This window comes from Candidatus Nanosynbacter sp. TM7-076 (assembly GCF_022828325.1).
Lineage (GTDB): Bacteria > Patescibacteriota > Saccharimonadia > Saccharimonadales > Saccharimonadaceae > Nanosynbacter.
In genome coordinates, this window is record NZ_JAJQJS010000001.1 from 39498 (window position 1) to 57270 (window position 17773).

General features: G+C 42.9%; 18 protein-coding genes. 17 read left to right on the plus strand and 1 reads right to left on the minus strand.

Annotated features, from left to right (window positions below; genetic code table 11):
* The first annotated feature begins 69 nt into the window (after positions 1-69).
* From LRM47_RS00195 to LRM47_RS00225, 7 genes are all read left to right on the plus strand, one after another.
* Positions 70-2283: an FtsK/SpoIIIE family DNA translocase gene (locus LRM47_RS00195; protein WP_243822354.1), complete on the plus strand. Its 2214-nt coding sequence runs from the start codon at positions 70-72 to the stop codon at positions 2281-2283.
* A gap of 22 nt (positions 2284-2305) precedes the next feature.
* Positions 2306-2923 carry a hypothetical protein gene (locus LRM47_RS00200; RefSeq protein WP_129634761.1) on the plus strand — a complete coding sequence of 206 codons (618 nt, stop codon included), beginning with the start codon at positions 2306-2308 and terminating at the stop codon, positions 2921-2923.
* 72 nt (positions 2924-2995) lie between these two features.
* A complete protein-coding gene (gene rpsF, locus LRM47_RS00205) occupies positions 2996-3349 on the plus strand; it encodes a 30S ribosomal protein S6 (RefSeq protein ID WP_164999950.1) in 354 nt (117 codons plus the stop codon).
* A 35-nt stretch (positions 3350-3384) separates the two neighbouring features.
* Entirely contained in the window at positions 3385-3807 is a 423-nt protein-coding gene (locus LRM47_RS00210; protein ID WP_129634765.1) for a single-stranded DNA-binding protein, read from the plus strand.
* A 13-nt stretch (positions 3808-3820) separates the two neighbouring features.
* Positions 3821-4018 (plus strand): 30S ribosomal protein S18, encoded by a 198-nt coding sequence (rpsR, locus tag LRM47_RS00215; RefSeq protein ID WP_129634767.1) that lies wholly within the window; start codon positions 3821-3823, stop codon positions 4016-4018.
* A gap of 73 nt (positions 4019-4091) precedes the next feature.
* Positions 4092-4652: an elongation factor P gene (gene efp / locus LRM47_RS00220; RefSeq protein ID WP_129632170.1), complete on the plus strand. Its 561-nt coding sequence runs from the start codon at positions 4092-4094 to the stop codon at positions 4650-4652.
* A 9-nt stretch (positions 4653-4661) separates the two neighbouring features.
* On the plus strand, positions 4662-5384 hold the full coding sequence (locus tag LRM47_RS00225; protein WP_243822355.1) for a TlyA family RNA methyltransferase: 723 nt from the start codon (positions 4662-4664) through the stop codon (positions 5382-5384).
* Here LRM47_RS00225 and ychF read toward each other — a convergent pair.
* Entirely contained in the window at positions 5374-6453 is a 1080-nt protein-coding gene (gene ychF / locus LRM47_RS00230; protein WP_129634771.1) for a redox-regulated ATPase YchF, read from the minus strand. The two genes, LRM47_RS00225 and ychF, sit on opposite strands and share 11 nt — an antisense overlap.
* Before the next feature lie 44 nt (positions 6454-6497).
* Between ychF and LRM47_RS00235 the strand changes: the two genes are divergently transcribed.
* From LRM47_RS00235 to LRM47_RS00280, 10 genes are all read left to right on the plus strand, one after another.
* A complete protein-coding gene (locus LRM47_RS00235; RefSeq protein ID WP_243822356.1) occupies positions 6498-9473 on the plus strand; it encodes a hypothetical protein in 2976 nt (991 codons plus the stop codon).
* A 44-nt stretch (positions 9474-9517) separates the two neighbouring features.
* Positions 9518-10564 carry a type IV pilus assembly protein PilM gene (gene pilM, locus LRM47_RS00240; protein ID WP_243822357.1) on the plus strand — a complete coding sequence of 349 codons (1047 nt, stop codon included), beginning with the start codon at positions 9518-9520 and terminating at the stop codon, positions 10562-10564.
* The gene (locus LRM47_RS00245; protein WP_243818977.1) at positions 10561-11286 is read left to right on the plus strand and encodes a PilN domain-containing protein; all 726 of its coding nucleotides are present in this window, start codon (positions 10561-10563) and stop codon (positions 11284-11286) included. Before pilM ends, LRM47_RS00245 begins: the two co-directional genes overlap by 4 nt.
* Entirely contained in the window at positions 11286-11954 is a 669-nt protein-coding gene (locus tag LRM47_RS00250) for a hypothetical protein (RefSeq protein ID WP_243822358.1), read from the plus strand. The genes LRM47_RS00245 and LRM47_RS00250 overlap by 1 nt, the downstream gene beginning before the upstream one ends.
* Positions 11951-12181, plus strand: a complete 231-nt coding sequence (locus LRM47_RS00255) for a hypothetical protein (protein ID WP_129636905.1) — start codon at positions 11951-11953, stop codon at positions 12179-12181. The genes LRM47_RS00250 and LRM47_RS00255 overlap by 4 nt, the downstream gene beginning before the upstream one ends.
* A gap of 13 nt (positions 12182-12194) precedes the next feature.
* The gene (locus LRM47_RS00260; protein WP_243822359.1) at positions 12195-13955 is read left to right on the plus strand and encodes a GspE/PulE family protein; all 1761 of its coding nucleotides are present in this window, start codon (positions 12195-12197) and stop codon (positions 13953-13955) included.
* A gap of 11 nt (positions 13956-13966) precedes the next feature.
* Entirely contained in the window at positions 13967-15037 is a 1071-nt protein-coding gene (locus LRM47_RS00265) for a type IV pilus twitching motility protein PilT (protein ID WP_243822360.1), read from the plus strand.
* A gap of 3 nt (positions 15038-15040) precedes the next feature.
* A complete protein-coding gene (locus LRM47_RS00270) occupies positions 15041-16255 on the plus strand; it encodes a type II secretion system F family protein (protein WP_243822361.1) in 1215 nt (404 codons plus the stop codon).
* Positions 16256-16336: 81 nt separating this feature from the next.
* Complete coding sequence (locus tag LRM47_RS00275; RefSeq protein WP_129632204.1) at positions 16337-16816, plus strand: type II secretion system protein; 480 nt, start codon at positions 16337-16339, stop codon at positions 16814-16816.
* 72 nt (positions 16817-16888) lie between these two features.
* Positions 16889-17770: a prepilin peptidase gene (locus LRM47_RS00280; RefSeq protein ID WP_243822362.1), complete on the plus strand. Its 882-nt coding sequence runs from the start codon at positions 16889-16891 to the stop codon at positions 17768-17770.
* The last annotated feature ends 3 nt before the right edge of the window (positions 17771-17773 follow it).

The following is a 17773-nucleotide window of genomic DNA, read 5'->3' on the forward strand; positions in this document are numbered from 1 at the left end:
ATAGAAGCGTGTTAAATTGATTTTTACATCTGTTAATAAGTGTAAAATCAGTGTATAATAAAAACGATTATGGCAAAAAAACGAAAGAGCACGAAAAAATCCGCACCAGCCAAGCCGCAGCATAGTTTGCCGGTGGGTTTTTGGTCGCAAGTTGGCGCGGTGATGCTTATTCTTTTGTCGCTACTGCTTGTCGTGTCGTGGTTTGGTGTCGGTGGTCCGGTTTTACAATGGATTGATATGGCGACTGTAAAAACGATTGGTTATACGGCGTACGCCTTGCCGATATTGCTGATTTATTTGGCGGTTGAGACTTTCCGAGCAGAAGAGAATCAATTGCCTGCAGTAGTGAAATTTGCGGCAATTCTGGAAATTGTGTGGTTTTCTGGATTGTTTGGGTTAATGAAGACGGCTTCGCATCCGAATTCTGGTGGATTTGTGGGCGATATATTGAATACAGCTACCCTGAAAATGGTAGATTCGGCAATTGCGGTGATTATTTATCTGGTTTTGGCGTTTATAACAGTTCTATTTATTACTCAAACGTCACCGTTTACGGTTTTCAGTAAACTCTGGGAGATGATTAAGAGTAATACCAAGGAGGACGATGATAATCGTTCTGTTATGAAGAAGGCGTCAATTGCTCAGTCAGCAGAAGAAGAGAAAAAGACCGACTTGGGAGAAATTAAACTAAACGCTGGTGTGCCAATAATTGATACAGCCAAAGAGAAAAAGAGCTTATTAAAGAAAGTAGAGAAGCCAGAGAAGGTCAATGAAGAGCAGGCTTTGGTGGCAACTCGTGATCCAAATTGGGAGGCGCCAAGCTTGGATCTATTAGAGAAGAACGAAAGCGGTGCTGATGCTGGAGATACACGTCAGAACGCCCAAATAATTCACGATACGCTGGCTGAATTTAATATTGAGGCGGCGATGGGCGACATTAATGTTGGTCCAAAAGTTACGCAATACACCCTAAGACCACCAAGTGGGGTTAAATTGACGCGAATTACGGCGCTGGAAACTAACATTGCGCTTAATTTGGCAGCACAAAGTTTAAGGATTGAGGCGCCAATTCCTGGTCAGCGAGCAGTTGGTATTGAAGTGCCTAACCGTAAGGCTGCTGAAGTTCGCCTACGAAGTACGTTGTCGTCGAAACAGTGGGCTGCTGCTCGTGATCCTTTGAGTTTTGGAATTGGTAAAGATATATCTGGTCAAGTTGTTGTGGGCGAGCTGGGGAAGATGCCGCATTTGTTGATTGCTGGACAAACGGGTTCTGGTAAGTCTGTGATGATTAATACTTTGCTGTGTAGCTTGCTGTATCGCAATAGTCCGAGTGATATGAAGTTGATTTTGGTTGACCCGAAGCAAGTTGAAATGGCACCGTATGCTGATATTCCGCACCTTCTTACGCCGGTGATTAACGAGCCGGAAAAGACCATTTCAGCTTTGAAGTGGGCGGTGAATGAGATGGAGCGACGCTATAAGTTGTTGGCGGGCGAGAAAATCCGTAATATTAAGGAATACAACAAGAGGCTGCAGTCGCGCGCTAAGAAGATTGCGATTGCTGATGAAAATGGTAATGTTCAGGAGCATGAAGACGGATCAATGCCATATATCGTGATTGTGGTGGACGAGATGTCTGATCTTATGATGATGGCTAAAAAGGATGTTGAGACGTTAATTGTTCGCTTGGCACAGAAGTCTCGAGCGGTTGGTATTCACTTGGTATTGGCAACGCAGCGTCCTAGCGTGAACGTGATTACTGGTTTGATTAAGGCGAACGTTCCAGCGCGAATTGCCTTTACGGTGGCTAGTCAAGTTGATAGTATTACGATCTTAGACCAATCTGGCGCTGAGAAATTATTGGGTCAAGGAGATATGCTATTTTACGTAACGAGTATGAGCAAGCCAAGGCGTATTCAGGGTGCCTGGGTGACAGATGATGAGGTGAATAAAATTGCCGATCATTTGCGTATGCAGATGGCTCCGCAATACAACGATGAAGTGGTGGCTCAGCCGGTTCAATTGGATGGCAAGGGTGGTGTCGTGATGGACTTGTCGGAAGGTGGTGACGATAAGTTTAAGGACGCGGTTCGTGTGGTGGTTGAGCGTCGCAAAGCCTCAACGAGTATGCTGCAAACGCGCCTGGGAATTGGTTATCAGCGAGCAGCGCGAATTATTGAAGAGATGGAAGAGCGGGGAATTATTGGTCCGCAGAACGGATCTAAGCCACGTGATGTTTTGATTTCTAGTCTAGAAGAGCTTGATGAGTTGCTGGCGGAATAGTATAAAAGATTGACCAAACATTATGAGCGAGTATTTTCTTGGTAACTATGACTTAGCTCCTGATCAGGAGACTCTTGTCGCTATAGTACAGGCGGCTGGTAAAGTTCTTGAGGAGAGGGGTGCTGAAGGCCTAGAGAATGGTCGCTATAAAATAGACGATAGTAGTGCTGCTGCGAACATTTTTACATATAAGCTATCGCCAGAAATAGTACATCATATTTTTTCAATTCCACCAGAAGCCATTCATGTTTCTTCGGACGGTCATGCGGAGGAGTGTGAAATAAGCTATTTACCAGAATCTATGTTGGAAGATGGCGCACAATGTTCTGCTGAATTAGGTTTGTACGTTACTGAGGTGGTAAGTCGTTCAGGTGTCTTACCGCCGCTTTATATAGAACATAGCTGGAATATTAGAGGTTGGAAAGGGAAATCTCTTGAGGGAGAATATAATGTCGAATATTCCGTAAATGAACAACGAATAAGTCCAAGTAATCTTGATCTAGAAAGTCTGGATTTGAGAAACCCTGAAGACACCAGAAGATTAATCACCGACATAAGAAATAATGCTCAATCCCTCAGTGTTGATGATATAGACACTATCTATAAGCTCATTGACATGATATCGCAGAATGGGGTATAATATAGGCGAATATTAACCTAAGCTTACGTGAGACAGCGTAAGCATCCGTAAATGGATTCCAGAGGAGGAAACATGAACGAATACGAACTAACTGTTCTTATTCACCCGGATTTAGAGGCTAATCTAGATTCAGCGTTGGATAAGGTACGTGGTTTAATCACTACTAACGGTGGTGAAATTATCAAAGAAGATAACTGGGGCAAGAAAAAATTGGCCTACACAATCAAGCGTGAAGACTTTGCAGTTTACGTTTGTTTTGAGGTTAAATTGCCAGCACCAGCTTTATTGAAGATTTCAAACACACTTAATATTACTGATGAAGTTTTGCGTTACCTATTGGTAAAAACTGATGAAAAAACTCGTCAAGCATTAAGCGAGCAAAAAGCACGCAACGAAGAATCTGATTCAAGCGAATCAAGTAAATAAGCCTAACTGCCGTAAGGTAAAAGAGGGGATAGAATATGGCACGAAGTATCAATCAAGTGATTTTATTGGGTAGATTGACACGCGATCCAGAACAGCGAACAACCGCTTCTGGCAAGAACGTAGTTAGTTTCAGCATTGCTGTTGATCGACAATCTCAAGACGATCAGGCTGACTTTTTCAATATCACAGCCTGGGATAAACTTGGTGATTTGGTAATGCAATATCTAAGCAAGGGTCGTCGGGTTTTGATCCAAGGACGACTGCGACAGGATAGCTGGGAAGATAAGGATACCGGTAAAAGACAGAGTCGAATTGAAGTCACTGCTTCGGATGTAACGTTCTTAGATGGTCCAAGCGGCGACAATTCAGGTTCTGCAGCACCAAAGACTACTAAAAAAGAGGAAGTCGTAACGGAAATTGACGATAAGCCAATTGACCTAAGCGAAATTCCATTCTAATAAGGAGATTAAAATGGCACAATTGAAGAAAAATCCACCGATTATTTTTGACTATAAAGATGTAAAAACTTTGCAACGTTACATCAATGTTTACGGTCAAATCGAGCCAATCAGTAAGACTGGTTTGAGCGAAAAGCAACAGCGAAGCTTGGCAGTAGCAATTAAGCGTGCTCGCCACTTGGCTTTGTTGCCATTTGTTAGCAGCAACTAGGAACGTTTAATGCGCAATATCTCGTTGCTATTACATATTTGGCAGCGAGATATTTTATTGGAAAGGAGAAAGTATGTATCAGCCAACTGATTTGAAAAAAGGCGTAGTTTGTCAAATTGACGGCAAACCATATCGCGTCGTAGAATACGGCCAAAAAGTTATGGGTCGTGGCGGTTCGATTGTTAACGTGAAATTGAAAAACCTAATTGACGGAAGTGTCATCCCAAAGACTTTCAAGGGTCAAGAGCGAATCGAAGCTGCGGAAGTAAATAATAAAACTGCGCAATATTTGTATAACGATGGCGACAAGTTCTATTTCATGGATCCGACTAGCTTTGAGCAATTTGAGCTGGCTGCGGAAATCGTGGACGATGCCAGTAAATACCTGAAAGAAGGCGACGAATTAAGCCTTCAATTCTTCGACGGTCGAGTGATTAACGTTGAACTGCCAAAGAATAAATATCTGGAAGTTACCTACACGGAAGATGTGGTTAAGGGTGATACGACTTCATCTGTACTAAAAGACGCTACTTTGGAGACGGGGCTAGTTGTCAAAGTTCCAGCATTTATCAAGCAGGGTGATATTATTAGCGTTGACACATCCACTGGTGAATATCGCGAGCGAAAGAAATAGTCATATTTAATGAAACAGCGGTTAGATAAAGCTCTGGTAGAGCGCGGTTTGGCGACGACAAGATCTCAGGCGGATAATTTTATTCGTCTGGGCTATGTTTTTTTGAATAAGAAAATTGTCCAAAAATCAGGGACTATGGTGTCTGATTCGGACGAGATAAAGCTCGAAAAGAAGGAAACTTACGTTTCGCGAGCTGGCTTAAAGTTGGCAAGCGTAGCGGAGTATTTTCATCTTAATTTTCAGGATAAAACTGTTCTGGACATTGGCTCGAGTACGGGCGGATTTACTGACTATTCGTTGCGTCATGGCGCCAAAAAGGTATTTGCTGTTGATGTTGGAACGGATCAACTTCATCCAAGTTTGAGGCCGAATCCAAAAATTGTTCTTTACGAAAAGACCGATATTCGTGATTTTTATGCAGATGAAGCAATTGATATTATTGTGGGCGATGTGTCGTTTATATCTCTGAGGGAAATTTTGCCGCACGTGGCAGAAAATTTGATGAATACAAATACGATATTGGTTGCTATGGCAAAACCTCAATTTGAGGCGGGACGGCATCAGGTTAATAAGGGAATTATTAAAAACGATAAAGTTCGTCGACAAATTTTATCCGACTTTGAAGATTGGGCGAAAAAGTATTTTGTTATCTTAGATAAAAAAGATAGTGAAGTGGCAGGCAGTAAGGGCAATCTCGAGCGATTTTACAAATTGAAATTAGCTAAACGTTAAACCTAAATTCAACGACGTCATTTGGTTGCATAACGTAAGTTTTTCCTTCGGTGCGAATTTTGCCGTTTTCACGAGCCTTAACTTCTGATCCTGCAGCGACTAAATCGTTAAAATCGACAATTTGTGCGGCAATAAATCCGCGCTCAAAATCCGAATGAATAACGCCCGCGGCTTGCGGTGCAGTCCAGCCCTTGTGAATTGTCCAAGCGCGAACTTCTTTTTCGCCCGCAGTTAAGTAGCTTTGTAGTCCGAGCGTATCGTAGGCTGCGTGAATAAGTTTGGCGAGTCCAGTTTCCTTGACGCCGTAGCTTTCTAATAGCTCTTTGGCGTCATTCTCAGATAAGCCCTTCAATTCTTCCTCTAATTTTGCGCAGACAAAAACGGTTTTTGCGGGACTTACGAGTTCGGTCAATTGACTCTGTAGGTCGGAATTGTTCAATCCTTCTTCGTCGACATTAAACGCGTAAATTACTGGCTTGGCGGTAAGAAGGTGCAGGTCGGAAATTGCCTCAAAATCCACATCTGACAGGGCGGAAATTGGTACGCCTTTTTGTAAATTGTCGATTAAAGATTGCAGATATTCAACTTTTTGGCGAGCTTTTGGGTTTGCTTTGGCTTCTTTTTGAAGTTGGGGCAGGCGTTTTTCAAGAGTTTGTAGATCAGCCAGAATCAGCTCAGTATTGATAATGCCAATATCCTTTTTTGGGTCAATTGGCGCTTCATCGTGGCGCAAAATTTTTGAATTTTCGAACGCACGGACAACATGAATAATTGCGTCGCACTCTCTGATATTGTGTAGAAATTTATTGCCCAAACCTTCGCCCTTAGACGCGCCAGCAACCAGCCCCGCGATATCGACGAAAGTGACGGTGGCTGGAATAATTTTTTGCGCATGATAAAGATCGGCTAAAATTTGCAGGCGATTATCTGGCACGGGAACAATTCCTGTGTTCGGCTCAATTGTCGCAAACGGATAATTAGCCGCTAAAATATCATTATTTGTTAAAGCGTTAAAAAGTGTCGACTTGCCGACATTTGGTAAACCAACGATTCCAATAGATAAACTCATATATTTATTATATCATCTGCGTAATCTTTGATATAATTATAAGCATGAGAAGAAAATACTCATTGCCTAAGGTGGGCATGCTGGCAATAGTAGTGGCTTTGGCTATATCAGTAGCAGCTTTTTTTGTCTATACGTATGCGGCGCCAAGCTCGCCAAATTGGACGATAACTGGTAAATCCTGGGTTACTAAGCAATTTAATCGAGAAGACACTACCAACTTCGGATCTAACTGGACTATTGCTCCGGGGAGGTTAAAGGATGTGAAGCCCGGAGATACAGTTGACTGGTGGCATAGTCTTTTTGTTAGCGGTGGGCCTACTGATAATGTTATAACTGGCGTTCAGCAGGATGTATTTGATATTAGATCGAACCAGCCGATGGATAATGATGTCAGTCTGAACGACAGGGGGGCTTGGCATAATGAAAAATCCCGATGGTTTAACGTTATGACGAATTGGAAGGATTATGCTTGGAAACGAATGAACAATCCAGAGGGTGTGGATTATCACACTACCACTATGGAGGCATTGAACGGAAAATCTAGATTAGAGGATGTTCGTGGTCCGCTTGGAGAAAATAAATTTATGTTTACGCGAGTTATTCGAAAAGAAGACATGGGTAAGCGTATCTGTCAGCGAATCTACTGGGATAGGCGTAATTCTTTGGCGCCAACCGGCTGGGTGTATTCGTCATATGCCTGTGCTGAGGTTCCGTACGATTATGACGTAGAGCCTTCAGTTAGTGTTAATTCGGATTATATTGACGCAGAAAATGTCACGAAAATTGAGGGAATAAATGCTGGGTTGAATAACAAAGGGACTTTAAAGACTCAAAATTCTTCGTATGCACTTGCTCGGTTTGTTGTAAGAGGGGCTGAAGTATCGGGGCTTACGGGTAAGAGCGATGTGGTTTCGTTGCCTGGGGGTACTGCTGATGATGATTGGCCGTGCGCAATTGTGCGACTGATTAAAGGACAATATAGAGATAGCTTAAATATTGATAGTGGCGCGTGTAGAAAAATTGTTCAAAACACTGGCAGTCAATTAAACACCGGTCAGACTCCAGTGGCTACAAATCAGATAGATAATTTGGACAGGGTTAAGCTAAGTGCTAACGATAGTCTATGTTACGTGGTTATGGTTAGCGATTATAATGGTTCGGCTCCTTCTACGGATTTTAGGTACGCAGTTAAGTGTATTAGGTCGTCAAAAAGACCAAAGGTTCAGGTTTGGGGCGGTGATATTAAGACTGACAAAGAAGTTATTACTAGCAAGACATCGAACAGCGTGAACGTTCCTGATGAGAATCTTAGTCGCATTGAGTTAGATAAGACCTCTATACGAGCAAGGGGACTGTGGGGTACAGGTTTAGACAAAGATGGTAATAAGCTTGGTGATGAAGTGTCGTTTAGTCCCGGTGAATATGGATATAAGGGTGGTAATATGGATGATAAACATTGGTCAATAGTTTGTGCCGAAGATCAGTATGGCGGTAATGGAAATCAAAGGGCGTATAAGAAGTCTACTGGAAAGCCAGATTATCTTCCGAGTTGTCATGGTGATGCGACCAACTTAAAAGACGACTATCAAGCAAGGACGATTGTAACGACACAGTGGCGCGCTCCTGGTGGAGGCGATGTATTGCAAGATGGTTATATTACGTGTGAACCCGATTCCATGTATTATGACATAGTTGGTGACGCATCGCTCGTCTATAATCCTGATTATTGTAAGAGGGGCGTTTGGAGAACATCTGACTCTGCAAAATGGATTGGTATAAACAGCTTTGGTCGACATACGCATTCTAATAGTAAACCGGATCCGGCTCATCTAAATTGTCATGATAATTCTCGTCCTATAGTAGAGATTATCCCGTGCTCAAATACATACGTCTTTAGATTGAAGGGTATTAATTTAGAAGGGTTAAAAGATGCTAAGAGTCTGGAGATCGGTTTTAGTGGAGCTGTAGATAACCTCGTTAAGGTGAAGATCAACGGTTATGAGATGAAAACGTTGGGTAATGATAACGGCTCCAGACCTGAAGGAGTTCAGTATTTTGGTTGGGGTCTTCCGGGCTATGCTGGAAATTCTCGATTTACCGCTGAGACGCAGCCAGGCACTGTTTTATATGAGAATAATAACTTCATCGATATTTATGTAAAATCTAATCCGTCACATATGGGACTACTGATCGAGGATATAACATTGGCGTATAAGATGGCCTATACGAATCAGAATGTGTACGGTTCTTGGGGTGAATATGGAATTATTGCCAATGGCAAGGCGGATTCGGCTTCGGGGGCTGGATTGTCATCGTCGTTTAATGGTCGCTCGGGCGTGACGCCGCGTGACTATAATAAGCTAACTTTTGCCAATATTCCAAAGTTTGGTAATTTCAGCAGCACCAGTTCAGTTCCAGATAATTTTACTTTACCGTCGGTTGGTGGCGTCAAGGGTAGTGTTTCTGGTAACGTGGATGTCAACAGCTTGGCCACAGGTGAATATAACGCTGGAAACGTAACCTTAACGGGGTCAAAATTAAGTGTAGGCAAGAGTATAGTCATAAAGTCCTCGGGTGTAGTCAGGATTTCGGGCGATTTGCTGTACGCAGACACGAATGATGTGCGCCAATTGCCACAACTAATTATCTATGCGAAGAATATTATTATAGAGCCTTCGGTTGGGGAAGTGAATGCTTGGTTGATTACTCAAAAAGACGGATATGTCAGTACTTGTGGCATGGTAATTAGCGATGTAGCTTGGCTGAGTGGTGTTTCTGATGTTTCTTGTGGCAAGCAATTGAAAATCAACGGGCCAATTAAAACTGGACGCTTGTTCTTGCGGCGAACATATGGTGGAAAGCATGCTTCATCTGCAAAGAATGATCCAAATATGCATCCAGGAACTCCAGCAGAAATCATCAATTTGAGGGCTGACACTTATATTTGGGCTTACAATAATTATCGAAACACTGGCGCGATCAGTACGATGAATGTTCGCGAATTGCCGCCAAGATATTAAAAGTTTGCAAATTAAAACGCTAATGTATATAATTACTATTAGTTATGAAATTAGCAAAAGGGTTGGGCGAATTCTTCGGACTGGACATCGATACGAATGCGGTGCGGGTGGTTCAATTGTCTCGTACTGGCACGGGATGGAGTTTGTCGCATTACGGTTATACGCCAGTTGATTCTAAGATAACGAGTGGCGATTCTCCAGAGGCTAAGCGACGCTTGGGTGAGGCTATTATGACTGCTGTTGGTCAAGCTGGAATTAAAACCTCTAATGTAGCTGTTGGGTTGCCGTCAAATAAGACATTCTCGACCATTATTGATGTGCCAAAGGTTTCTGAGCAGGAATTGAAGGCAATGATGAAATATCAAGTTGATCAATATATTCCAATGTCTTTGGATGAGGCAGAAGTTGACTGGGCTTTATTGGGTGATAGTTTGCATGCTCAGAATCAGTATGAGATTTTGCTGACAAGTACAGCGAAGTCTTATGCGGAAGAGCGTCTGGAATTAGTTGAAAATCTTGGCTTCAATGTGATTGCCGAAGAGCCAAACGCTATTGCTATGGTTCGCTCTTTATCGGCTACCGATTCTCAGGATGCGCGTTTGATTATCAATATGGGCGAAAATTCAACGGATTTGGCGGTCGTTTATAACGGAGCACCGCGACTTATTCGTATGATTCCAACTGGGCTTTCATCTTTGGTTCGATCGGCGGTTCAGAATCTTAGCGTCCAGGAAGATCAAGCTCGTCAATTTATTTTGAAATTTGGTTTGGCACCGGATAAATTAGACGGTCAAGTGTTAAGGGCTATTGATTCAACTCTCGACAATTTTTCTTCAGAGCTAGTGAAATCTATAAAGTTTTTCCAAACTCGATACCCAAGCGTAGCGGTTTCTGGAATTTTGTTATCAGGGTTTGGTTCAGCTATTCCGCAACTTGATGGATATGTGATGAATAAAACTGGAGTCCAGTCAATTGCTGCAGATCCGTGGCAGCGTGTTCAAGTTTCTCAGTCGGATCAACAGCAATTGGCGCCGATTGCTTCAGAATTCGCTATTGCCGTAGGTCTGGCACAAAGGAGTAATATATCATGATTGAGATAAATCTTCTCCCAAACGTTAAGCGCGAGCTATTAAAGACTCGGGTTATGCGCAATCGAGTTATTTCGATATCGTTCTTAGTGGGCGGTGCTTCGATTGCGGCAGTAGTTGTTTTGGCGTTGATTTTGGGCAGCCAAATTGCAGCCGAGGCGGTCCAGAACGGAGTTATTAAAGATAGAAACGATAAATTGATGGCGGTCGAAGATCTCAATAAGGTTGTAACGATTCAACATCAATTAACAAAGATCAATGAGCAGCACTCTGGAAAGAAGCTTAATTCAAGGATCTTTGATGTTGTAACGGCGGTTAATCCAGTTGCACCAAATAATGTTAGTTTTTCGGATATAAAAGTCAATCCTGGGTCAAAAACTATTACTCTGGAGGGTAGCGCGGTTAATGGCTATAGTGCGTTAGAGACTTTAAAGAAAACCATCTTGAATACGAAAGTTCAGACTACTGATGGTGATAAAAGTTCCGAGGTTAGTCTGACTAAGGAGATAAAAGATGGCGATACTAGTTTTGGAGAGAATTCAGAAGGTAAAAAGGTGTTGCAATTCTCGTTCTCGTTTGAATATGCGGAAGAATTACTAGCACCTGCAAATAACGGCACAGTTTCCGTATTGACGCCGACTGGTAAGGTTGATGTGACAGATTCACGTCAGGGAATTCCGGATAGCTTGTTTAAGAGTAACTCGAAAAAACAGGAGAAGAAATAATGGCGACCGATAATAAAGAAGTTGCAATACGCAAGCGTCAACAGATTGATTCGTCAAAAAAGACTATGTTTATTTTTGTAGCTTCTGCGGCATTTTTGGCTGGAATTGCGCTTGTTGTGAGCATATTTTTGGTGCAGCAAATTGTATTTCATTCAAAGATTCTTTTAGAAAAACAAAGTACAATTTCTCGTTTAGACAAGAATTTATCGTCTGTTGACGAGTTAAAAAAGAATATCCGAGTTTTAGACACGAATACTGCACTTAATTCTATAAAATCAAGCAGCGAAAGTAATGCTCTTCAGACGATACTGGATGCGCTGCCAGATAATGCGAACGCCGACGCTCTTGGTGCTTCATTGAAGAATAAATTTATTGACACGACTACTGGTGTGACTATTCAAAATCTGACCGTTGCCCAATCTGGATCTGACAGTGAAAGCTCTGAGTCAACGTCTGAAAATGCCATATCATTTACTATGGAAGTGAGCGGTCCGGCTGAAAAATTGAAAGAATTGTTAACTAAGTTAGAGGCGTCTATTCGAGTCATTGACCTAAAGACCGTGGAAATCCAGCGAAATGAGGATAGATTGAGTTTGGTGGTTCGAGGTGTCGCTTATTACGAGCCAGCACAAACAATACAATTAGAGAATAAGGTGGTTAAGCCATGAAGAAAACAGACATAGCAATGGTAATATTGATCGCGGGTGTGGGTGTGGCAATCGGCTATATTGTCGCTTCTAATATCTCGTTCTTAAAAGTCCCAGAATCTGGTACAAAAGTACAGACTATTCGAGAAATATCACCTGACGTCGAAAAGCCAAACCCAGCGATTTTTAATAATAATGCAATAAATCCAACTGTTGAAATATTCGTAGGTCAAGATGCAGCCAAATAGAGAAGGGGTGTAAATGGCTTTACTGACGGACGACATCCAAGATAAGTTGATCGAGCTGCTCGTAAACGAGGGGCTTATTGAGAAGTCTGTCATTGATGATGCCTTAAAGCGCGCCTCTGAGAGCGGCAAACCTCTGTTTAGTTTGCTTAGTGAAGAGGGGTTGCTTGACAATGAACTATTAGTTCATGGTGTGGCTCAAGTTTCGGGCGTGCCGTATGTCAATCTGTCGAATAGTGTTATTAGCCAGGATATTTTATCTCTATTACCGTCCGACGTTGCCGAGAGATTTATGGCTGTGCCGTTGGCCGAAGTTCAGAACCGATTAGCGGTAGCGATGATCGACGCGAACAACGTTCAAGCGGTAGACTATTTGTCGAACCGCATCCAGCGTCCGATAAAAGTATTCATGGCTTCGGAAGAGAGTGTCCGCCACGTCTTAGATCAATATAAGACTGACTTATCATCTGTCAATGTGGCTGCACAGGCTTCGCAGGAAGAGTCTTTGTCGGAAGCTGGCAATATCAAAACAATTGTTCAGGATTCGCCAATATCACGAGCGCTGTCGACAATTTTGGAATACGCGGTAAAGAGTCACGCATCGGACGTGCATATTGAGCCATTAGAGAAGGCTTTGAAGATTCGTTGTCGTGTTGACGGTGTTTTGCGTGAGATTATGCAGCTCCCAAAGAGCATTGAGCCGGCGTTAGTCAGTCGTATTAAGATTCTTTCCAATCTGAAAATTGATGAGCATCGCATTCCTCAGGACGGTCAATTTGCAGTTAACGTCGCAGGCAAAGAAGTTGACCTTCGTATCGCTATCTCTCCAGTTGTCTGGGGTGAACAAGTGGTTATTCGTCTGCTTGATAAGAGTGGAAGTTCTTTTAATCTGGAAGATATGGGCTATGCTGGGCGTGCGTTAAGGACGATTCGTAAGGGCATTAAGCGACCAAATGGAATGATTCTGACGTCAGGTCCAACTGGTTCTGGTAAGTCAACGAGTTTGTACGCGTTGATTAAGGAGATTAAAGACGACACTGTGAATATTGTGACACTTGAGGATCCGGTTGAGTATAAGATGGATGGCGTCAATCAGATTCAGGTGAACGCGGAAGTTGGCTTGACGTTTGCTTCTGGGCTGCGCTCAATTTTACGTCAAGACCCAGATATTGTGATGGTTGGTGAGATTCGCGATAACGAAACAGCAAATTTGGCTATTCAGGCAGCCTTAACGGGACACTTGGTTTTCTCGACACTTCACACAAATTCCGCCGCTGGCGTGCTGCCGCGTTTGTTGGATATGGGAATTGAGCCGTTTCTTATCGCTAGTACGGTTAACACAATCATCGGTCAGCGTTTGGTGAGGCGAGTGGCGCGTCGTCGAGATATTTATCAATCATCACCACTGGAAACGCAGGCAATTCGCGAGGCGGTTGGTGGATTATTGCCACAAACGAGGGAACAGGTCGCTCAATACGCGCAAGATTTGGGATATGAAAGTTTGCCACTAGCGACACAGACGTCGTTTGCCTTGGCAAAAGGAAAAGATACGCCGCAAACTCCTCGCGGTTATGCTGGGCGAGCTGGTTTGTATGAGGTCATGGATATTACTGAAGAGATTCAGAATTTGATTGTTAAGCGCGCGACCTCAGCGGAAATTCAGCGAACGGCAATTCAACAGGGTATGATTACGATGCGTCAAGATGGCTATCTGAAGGCGTTGAACGGAATAACGACAATAGAAGAAGTTAATAGGGTAGCGGCGGATACCGCGTAAAAGGAGGAAATATGAATAATCAAGAATTGCGAATTGAGATTTTGCTGGAAGAAGTCGTTAAGAAGCGAGCTTCGGACCTTCATATTCAAGTTGGTTTGCCGCCAATGCTGCGAATTGACGGTTCATTAATGCCGGCTACCGGAACTCAACCATTGGACGAGCCCGCGGTTGAGAGATTGGTATTTCAGATTCTTGATGAAGATCAGCGACAGATTTTGCTAAAAGATAAGGAATTCGACTTTTCGTTTGCGTTTGGTACACTGGGACGATTCCGAGTTAACGCCTTCCATGAGCGTGGCAATTTGGCTGCAGCCCTACGTTTGATTCCAAATGAAATTAAGTCGGCGTCTGAACTGGGTATGCCACCAGTTGTTAACACGTTTGCGGATTTTCCTCGCGGTTTGGTGTTGGTCACTGGTCCAACTGGTTCCGGTAAGTCAACGACTTTGGCGGCGCTGGTTGATAAGATCAATTCTGAGCGCTCACAGCATATTATTACCATTGAAGACCCTATCGAGTTTACTCACAAGTCGAAAAAATCAGTGGTAGTTCAGCGTGAAGTTCACTACGATACCTATTCGTTCTCTGCGGCTTTGCGCTCGAGTCTTCGTCAAGACCCAGACGTTGTGTTGATTGGTGAGATGCGCGACCTCGAGACGATTTCAGCAGCGATTACGATTGCTGAAACTGGACACTTGGTGTTTGCAACGCTGCACACGAACTCCGCAGCACAATCAATTGACCGTATGATTGACGTGTTCCCGCCACACCAGCAACCACAGATTCGCGCTCAGCTCAGTAATATTTTGATGGCAATTTGTTCGCAGCGACTAGTTCCATCTATCGGTGGTGGACGAGTCGTGGCGGCAGAGGTTTTGATTGCTAATCCAGCGGTGCGCAACATTATTCGTGAAGGTAAATCTCACCAATTGGATGCCGTGATTCAGACTGGTGCTGACCAGGGAATGCAGACGATGGATCGAACTTTGGTCAATTTGGTACAGAACGGTACGATTACGTATGATAGTGCTCGTGAATTTGCTGTCGATTTGACGGAATTCGAGAGGTTGATGAGGGGGTAATAAATGAAAAAATATGATTACGAAGCCAGAGATAGCGCGAGTAATAAAATCGTTAAATCGGTTGTTCAGGCTGATAGCGAAAATGCCGCCGCAAAGCTTTTGACGGCTCAGGGTTTTGTGCCGTTAAAAATTGAATTACAAGACGATAAAACAAATTTCTTTGCGAGGTTTTCTGGTAGAATCACCACTAAGGATAAGGTTGTGTTTACTCGTCAGCTAGCGACTCTTATTGGGGCAGGGTTGCCTTTGGCGCAAAGTCTTCGAACAGTTCAGGAACAGACTACGAATAAGCGTATGCAGGAAATAGTCCAGGAAATTATCTCTGACGTTGAAGGTGGTAAATCCTTGTCTGATTCGTTCGCAAAGCACCCAGAAGCTTTTAATAAAGTTTATGTAGCTTTGGTTTCGGCTGGTGAGACGTCAGGTACGATGGATGATTCGCTTAAGAGGTTAGCTGCTCAGCAGGAAAAAGAGGCTGCTATGATGAGTAAAATTAGAGGTGCTATGATGTATCCGTCAATTGTCTTGGTAGTGATTATCTTAGTTATCGGATTTATGTTGTTCACGGTTGTTCCGCAAGTTGAGGGTCTGTATCGTGACTTAAATAAGGAGTTGCCATTTGTAACTCTTATGATGATTAAAGTGGCGAACTTTTTTAGTAGTCTTTGGTGGCTTGTTATATTGGCAATGATTATCGGCGGTTATTTCATAGTACAATATCTGAAAACTGAGCAGGGAATTAGGACTAAAGACACCTTTAAGCTTAACGTTCCGATGTTCAAAGGGATGTTTAGGAAGATGTACATGGCTCGATTTGCCAGGACTGGTCAAGTTCTTCTGAGTACTGGCGTTCCAATGCTTGACATGCTTCGTATTACGTCTGATGCTGTTAATAATGTGATTATTAGCGAAAGCATACTTCGTGCGTCAGATAAGGTAAAGGGCGGTAAGGCCTTGTCAGCTTCTTTATCTAATGAAGATTATTTCCTAGCAATGGTGCCGCAGATGATTAAAATTGGTGAGCAATCGGGTAAGATTGATGAGATGATGGGTAAGACTGCTCAGGTGTACGAAGATGAGCTTGATGAGGAAATTCGCGCTTTGTCGACGATGATAGAGCCAGTCCTGATGGTCTTCTTAGCTATAGTTGCTGGTACGATGGTGGCGGCTATCTTGCTTCCAATTTATAGTTTGGTTGGCAACATCAATATTCGCTAGACTGACTTATATTTTTAGTGTATTATAAACTTAAGCATTTTTGCGTAAATATAGGTAAACCATAGAAAGGTGGGAAATCTAATGACAAAAAAAGATAATAAAAAAGGATTTACAATCATCGAGGTCGTCCTAGTCTTGGCTATTGCTGGACTTATCTTTGCGATGGTGTTTATCGCATTGCCAGCTTTGCAGCGTAGCCAGCGCGACCAATCAAGGAAGAACGACGCTTCAACAGTTGCCGCAGCTATTACCAATTGGAATTCAGCTAACCGCAACGGCGGCACATTTAACGAAGAATCTCTACGCAAGTATGTCGATAAGCTTGATCAATACGACAAGTCCTCAGAGTTAAAGGTTGCTACACCTGGTGCTTCAATGTCAGTAGCTAGTAACGAAATCAAGGTTATGCGAGGCAAGAAGTGTCCTTCTAGTACGCCAGCTCCATCTGCTGACGATCCAGCAAATATAACTTTGCAAAACGGATCTTCACGCAACGCAGCAGTTGTAGTTCTGTTGGAAAATAACGGTTCTCAAAAGCAATTGTATTGCCAGGACGTATAATCTATAGATAAATTACGAATCAGCCTCGGTATGGGGCTGATTTTTTTATGGTTTTTTGCTACCATAAGAAGTATGATTAAGTTTGTACTAGTGGGATTTTTAGGGGCTATTTTAGGCAGTTTTGCCGGAGCGCAAATTTGGCGCTTGCGAGCTCGTCAATTGATGGAAGATAAAAAAGCCGGAGAAAAGGTTGACCAAAAGGAATTAAAGAAATTATCTCCATTGATAAAAAAAATTTCCAAAGACAGATCTCGCTGTTTATCTTGCGGACATGAGCTTAAGTGGTACGATTTGATTCCTGTGGTAAGTTGGGTCGCTGGATTGGGGCGGTGCAGATATTGCAAAGCATTTATCGGTTGGACGGAAATCTTGCTAGAACTAGTGATGACTGGACTGTTTGTCGCGTCTATGGCTTTTTGGCCTGGATCATTGACGGATATCTGGCAAGTCGCGTTGCTGGTCCTATGGTTGGCAAGTTTGGTGCTACTGGCGATTTTATTTGTCTATGACCTCAGATGGCTACTTCTTCCAGATGTAATTAATATTCCATTTATCATTCTTGGCGCTATTTTTGCGGGAATAAAAGTATGTTTATCTGGCGATTTCTCAAAAAGCTTGATGACGTTATTTGGGTCGATTGCGATTCTGAGCGGAATATATATGGTGCTATATTTATTCTCGAAATATCGTTACGGGGAAGATAAAACTTGGATCGGTTTTGGTGATGTTAAGCTTGGACTCGGATTGGGTTTGTTCTTAGGAAATTGGCTTTTGGCATTTGCTGCGTTGTTTATCGCAAATCTTATCGGCACGCTTCTTGTCTTGCCATCAATGATGCGAGGAAAACTGCAAGCAACTTCACGGATATGCTTCGGCCCATTGCTTATCGTAGGGTTTTTACTCGCTTGGTTCTTTAGCCGACAAATTTTAGAGTGGGGCTTTCTTATTGTCTAAGTA